Annotated in this window: 6 protein-coding genes; 4 read left to right on the forward strand and 2 right to left on the reverse strand. The window is 53.5% G+C overall.

What is annotated here, in order from left to right:
• Together M0R80_31335 and M0R80_31340 are read right to left on the reverse strand one after the other, a co-directional pair.
• The coding region (locus M0R80_31335; protein MCK9464136.1) for an RtcB family protein at nt 1–521 on the reverse strand (521 nt) is incomplete at its 3' end.
• Nucleotides 522–604: 83 nt separating this feature from the next.
• Nucleotides 605–1,024 carry an archease gene (locus M0R80_31340; GenBank protein ID MCK9464137.1) on the reverse strand — a complete coding sequence of 140 codons (420 nt, stop codon included), beginning with the start codon at nt 1,022–1,024 and terminating at the stop codon, nt 605–607.
• 177 nt (nt 1,025–1,201) lie between these two features.
• Between M0R80_31340 and M0R80_31345 the strand changes: the two genes are divergently transcribed.
• The 4 genes from M0R80_31345 to M0R80_31360 all read left to right on the forward strand — a co-directional run.
• A complete protein-coding gene (locus M0R80_31345; GenBank protein MCK9464138.1) occupies nt 1,202–1,828 on the forward strand; it encodes a DUF47 domain-containing protein in 627 nt (208 codons plus the stop codon).
• A 9-nt stretch (nt 1,829–1,837) separates the two neighbouring features.
• Nucleotides 1,838–2,800: an inorganic phosphate transporter gene (locus tag M0R80_31350; protein ID MCK9464139.1), complete on the forward strand. Its 963-nt coding sequence runs from the start codon at nt 1,838–1,840 to the stop codon at nt 2,798–2,800.
• A gap of 211 nt (nt 2,801–3,011) precedes the next feature.
• The gene (locus M0R80_31355) at nt 3,012–4,223 is read left to right on the forward strand and encodes a CoA transferase (protein MCK9464140.1); all 1,212 of its coding nucleotides are present in this window, start codon (nt 3,012–3,014) and stop codon (nt 4,221–4,223) included.
• Between the two features lie 2 nt (nt 4,224–4,225).
• The coding region (locus M0R80_31360; protein ID MCK9464141.1) for a CoA transferase at nt 4,226–4,648 on the forward strand (423 nt) is incomplete at its 3' end.

A 4,648-nucleotide genomic window follows, 5' to 3' on the forward strand; every position in this document is an offset into this window, starting at 1 on the left:
GGCTGCGGGGCGCCGCGCTGCTTGGCCCTGGCGCTGACCTTTTCGGGATCGGCGCCGCCCATGCAGCCGCGCTCCTCGGTTACTTCGATGTCTTCCCTTTCGCCGTAGCCCTTCTCGACAGCCCATCGGGCGCCTTTGCGCAGGATATCCTCAACCTCGTTCGTCTTCAGTCGCAGCTTGCCCTCGGAGCCGACGCCGGAGGGTACGTTGTGATAAAGCGCGTCTACCAGCTTGTCGAGCTTGGGCCGAACTTCATCCTCGCTCAGGTTGGTGCGCAGGAGCCTGACGCCGCAGTTGATATCGAATCCAACGCCACCGGGGGAGATCACGCCGTCGGAGGTTCGCGTCGCCGCCACTCCTCCGATGGGGAAGCCGTAGCCCCAGTGGATATCCGGCATGGCCAGCGCAGCGGAGACGATGCCGGGCAGGGTTGCCACATTGGCCACCTGCTCAATGGCCTCGTCGTCCTTGATATGCGCCAGCATCTCCTCGTCCGCGTAGAGGATCCCAGGCACGTTCATCCCAGGTTTGTAGTCCCGGGGTATCTCCCAGCGGTATTTATCTTTTTGGATAAGCCTTTTTGTCCCTGACATAATCGATTTCCTTAAATGTCGAATAGTACCTGAACTCTTACACCGTCCGGCTTCTCTTCGATTTGTGTCATGTGGTAGGTCGCGGCCTTTATCTCCGTCTTTATACTGTGCCTTTCCGGGTCGAGCTTTTCCCCGTAACATCTGGCAACGATTTTATTAGTGTCGAGTTCCGATATCTCGAATCGTTTAAACAGGATCTTTTCGACTTCAAACACGAATAACAGTTCGTTCAGCCATGATACCAGGAGGTCTTTTGCACCGTCGGCCGTTACTTCTACGTCGCGAGTAATTTTTTCGTTGACCATGTCGATATCGGCTATGATGCTGAACATGCCAAGTGCCGCGTTAGCGAAGGCCTTCTTCATGTCGGCTCCATACGCTGCGATGGCCACATCGGCCGTGTGATCGATTATCTCAAACCCTTCGCGCATTTTCAGAGGTCACATTATAACAGAAACAGTGCGATAATGCGTCCATTAATAACAGCAGATCGCTTAACACGACATAATCTTTGCAATCTACGCCGCTTTTGGTGAAGTGACGCGGTTTATGGTTTTGTTGACAACATCCTCCCTTTCTGGTTTGATATATCGGAAGGAGGTGTTCCTTTGAGACTTCCCTTTCTCCCAAAAGAAGACAAGTTCTTCGACCTGTTTGACGAAGGCGCCAAGAATCTCGTTAAGACGACTGAAGTATTTGCTGATTTAGTGGCAAACTGGGAGGACGTTCCCGCCAAGGCTCGCCATATCAAGGAGCTGGAACATTACGGTGACGAGGTAACGCACCGCATCGTTGCGCTACTTCACTCGACCTTTGTCACGCCCATAGACCGCGAGGATATAGCGCACCTCGCTGAGCACATCGACGATGTGCTTGACTGCATAGAGGACGCTGCTACGTGCATGTCCATTTACGAAGTGGCGCGGCCGACGACCAGGTGTCAGGAACTGGCAAAAATACTCGTAAAGATAACCGCGGAAGTAGGGGTTGCGATACCGAAGCTGCGCAATCGCAACGAACTGCACAAACTTCCGGCGAGCTGTATTGAGATAAACCGGCTGGAGAACGAGGCCGACGCCATAGCCCGTTCCGCTCTGGCGGAGCTTTTCCGTGACAAGCTGGATACAGCCGATATCATCAAGTGGCGCGAGATATACCAGTACATGGAAACCGCCACAGATCGTTGCGAGGATATAGCCAATGTCCTCGAAGGCGTAATGATTAAACGTACCTGAGTCTAACCTGTGTTTATACTAATAATTATTCTAGCCGTCGGTTTCGCTGTAATAAACGGCTTTAACGATGCCGCTAATGCGGTAGCTACAGTAATAGGCACGCGGGTGCTCTCTCCTCTCAAGGCTGTGTTGATGGCGGCTGTATTCAACTTCATTGGTGCGGCCACTGGAGTTGCGGTAGCGGTCACTATAGGCAAAGGAATAGTCGCCCCGGAATATTTAAGCTACGGAGTAATCATAGCCGCTTTGATAACGGTGATATTATGGGGATTCACGGCGACGTATCTCGGCCTCCCTATAAGCATCAGTCATGCGTTTGTTGCCGGATTAATAGGCGCAGGGATAGCCTCCGCGAGCAGCGTGGCGATTGTCTGGAATACTTTTATTAAAGTCGTATCGTCGGTTGCCATAGCTCCCGCGCTCGGATTCGCCGGCGGATTTGCTTTAATGGTAGCCTTGCTCTGGATACTTCGTCGAAGAGCGCCGCTAAAGGTGGAGGGATTTTTCGGTAAACTACAGATTCTCTCCTCCGCATTTATGGCGTATGCTCACGGCAAGAATGATGGGCAGATGCCTATAGGTATCATGGCAATGGCGCTGGCAATACATAGCGGAGGGGAATTCCATATACCTTTCTGGATAATAGCCCTGTCTGCTATCAGCATATCATTCGGCACATTATTCGGCGGCTGGCGTGTTATCCGGACTTTAGGGATGAAAATTACTGCACTAAGGCCGGTACAAGGATTCGCCGCTATAGGATCGGCGGCGGCTGTGGTCGAGACCGCCTCGGCGCTGGGGATACCGGTGAGCACTACGCATTGCGTGAGTTCGGCGGTGATGGGGGTCGGCGCTACAAAAAGGCTGTCTGCTGTGCGATGGGGTGTAGCAGGCAGGATAGTGACGGCGTGGATCCTCACTTTCCCTATATGCGGTGGACTAGGGTGGATGTTTGGCAAACTATTGACCTAGATAACCATTATCCGATTTCTTCTATTCTTTAAGTCTAGCCGACATTCGACTTGCTGAACCTCCGTGCTTTGCGTTCTCGTTTATCCGACGATATTTCTTATAGTCTTTTTATCGAATAGTTAACGTTTGCCTCGATATGAGGCTCTGTAATATGATATGTCGGGAATAGATTCATATAAATATCTACGTCGAATGGAAGAAATATTTAAAAATGACTAACACCGCCCTTGGCGGGCTTAAGGTTCTGGAGTTCGCCCAATTCGTTTCCGGTCCGTATTGCGCCAAGCTCCTGGCCGACATGGGGGCCGAGGTAATAAAAATCGAGCCGCCGATTGTCGGTGATTCCGCTCGAAAGAGGGAGCCATTTCTCGATGATGTTCCCGGTCTTGAGCGCAGCGGCTTCTTTCTATTCATCAACACAAGCAAGCTCGGCATCACCCTCGATCTAAATACGGACACCGGGCGTGATATTTTCCTTCGCCTGGTCGCCGATTGCGATGTGCTTGTCGAGGATAATCCTCCATCGTTTATGAAGGAGCGCGGGCTCGATTACGAAAACCTTAGCAAGATTAATCCTCGTCTCGTAATGACATCGATTACGCCGTTCGGGCAAAGCGGGCCGTATCGCGAGTATAAGGCATATCACCTGAATTCCTACCACGGCAGCGGCGTGGCCAGGGTCCTCTCGTCGATTCTGCCCAAGGAAACGCCGGTCCCGGTTAAGGGCCCCGGCTTCCTCGGCGATTTCGATTCCGGGCTGTGCGCCGCTACCGCTACCGTAGCTGCATTGTACGGCCGTTTGTTCACAGGAGAGGGGCAGCACATAGATATCTCCAAGCAGGAAGCTCTTATGGCTCTGGAGCGGGTGGAGATGGGCATGTACGGAAACGAGGGAGAGACAAAGTTCAGCACCGTGTTCATGCAGCAGATGATGGGCGGGCTGCAGCGCTGCAAGGATGGCTACGTTCTTATAACGCTGGGCGGCGATCACCACTGGGAGGGGCTGCTGAAACTGCTGGGCGATCCGGTCTGGGCCGGGGAGGAGAAGTACCAGGGCGAGCTGGGCAAATACAAGTATGCGCAGGAGATAAACGAGCATATCGCCGAGTGGATAAAGGATTATACCAAGGAAGATCTGTACCACCGCTGCCAGAAGCTGAACTGCCCTATAGGTATGGTGACCACGGTCGCCGACCTGGCCGCTTCCAGGCAGCTTGAGTCGCGGGAATTTTTCGGCGAGATCGAGCATCCGGTCATGGGCCAGGTCAGGTGTCCGACATCGCCGTATCGTTTTTCCGAGACGCCGCATCGTTTTCACCGCCCGGCGCCCATGCTCGGCGAGCACAACGAGGAGATATTTGTCGATCGATTTGGCTACAGCAGGGAGGACATGATGTGTTTGAGGGGGGCGGGGGTTATCTAGCTATGAGCGAATCGAAGTCGAAACGTTTACCCTTGGAAGGTGTGCGCATTGCCGATTTCACCTGGGCCTGGGCCGGGCCTTACGCTACCGAGCTGCTGGCGTTCCTCGGCGCCGAGGTTATCAAGATCGAGAGCGGCAAGCGTCCCGATCATGCCAGAATACGCTCGCTGACGCTGGGTCTTTCCACGAAGAGCCTCGACAGTTCGCCCGTGTTCAATGACCTCAATCTCAATAAGATGTCGCTGGCACTCGACCTTACCAAGCCCAAGGCGATCGATATAGCAAAGAGACTGGTCGCGGTGAGCGATGTGGTGGCGGAGAACTATCGCCCCGGCGTCATGGATAAGCTGGGGTTGGGATACGATGTTCTGAAATCGATCAAGCCCGATATCGTTATGCTGTCTTCCTCGGCGCTCGGCTCCGAG

It is taken from the genome of Pseudomonadota bacterium (assembly GCA_023229365.1).
GTDB lineage: Bacteria > Myxococcota_A > Polyangia > JAAYKL01 > JAAYKL01 > JALNZK01.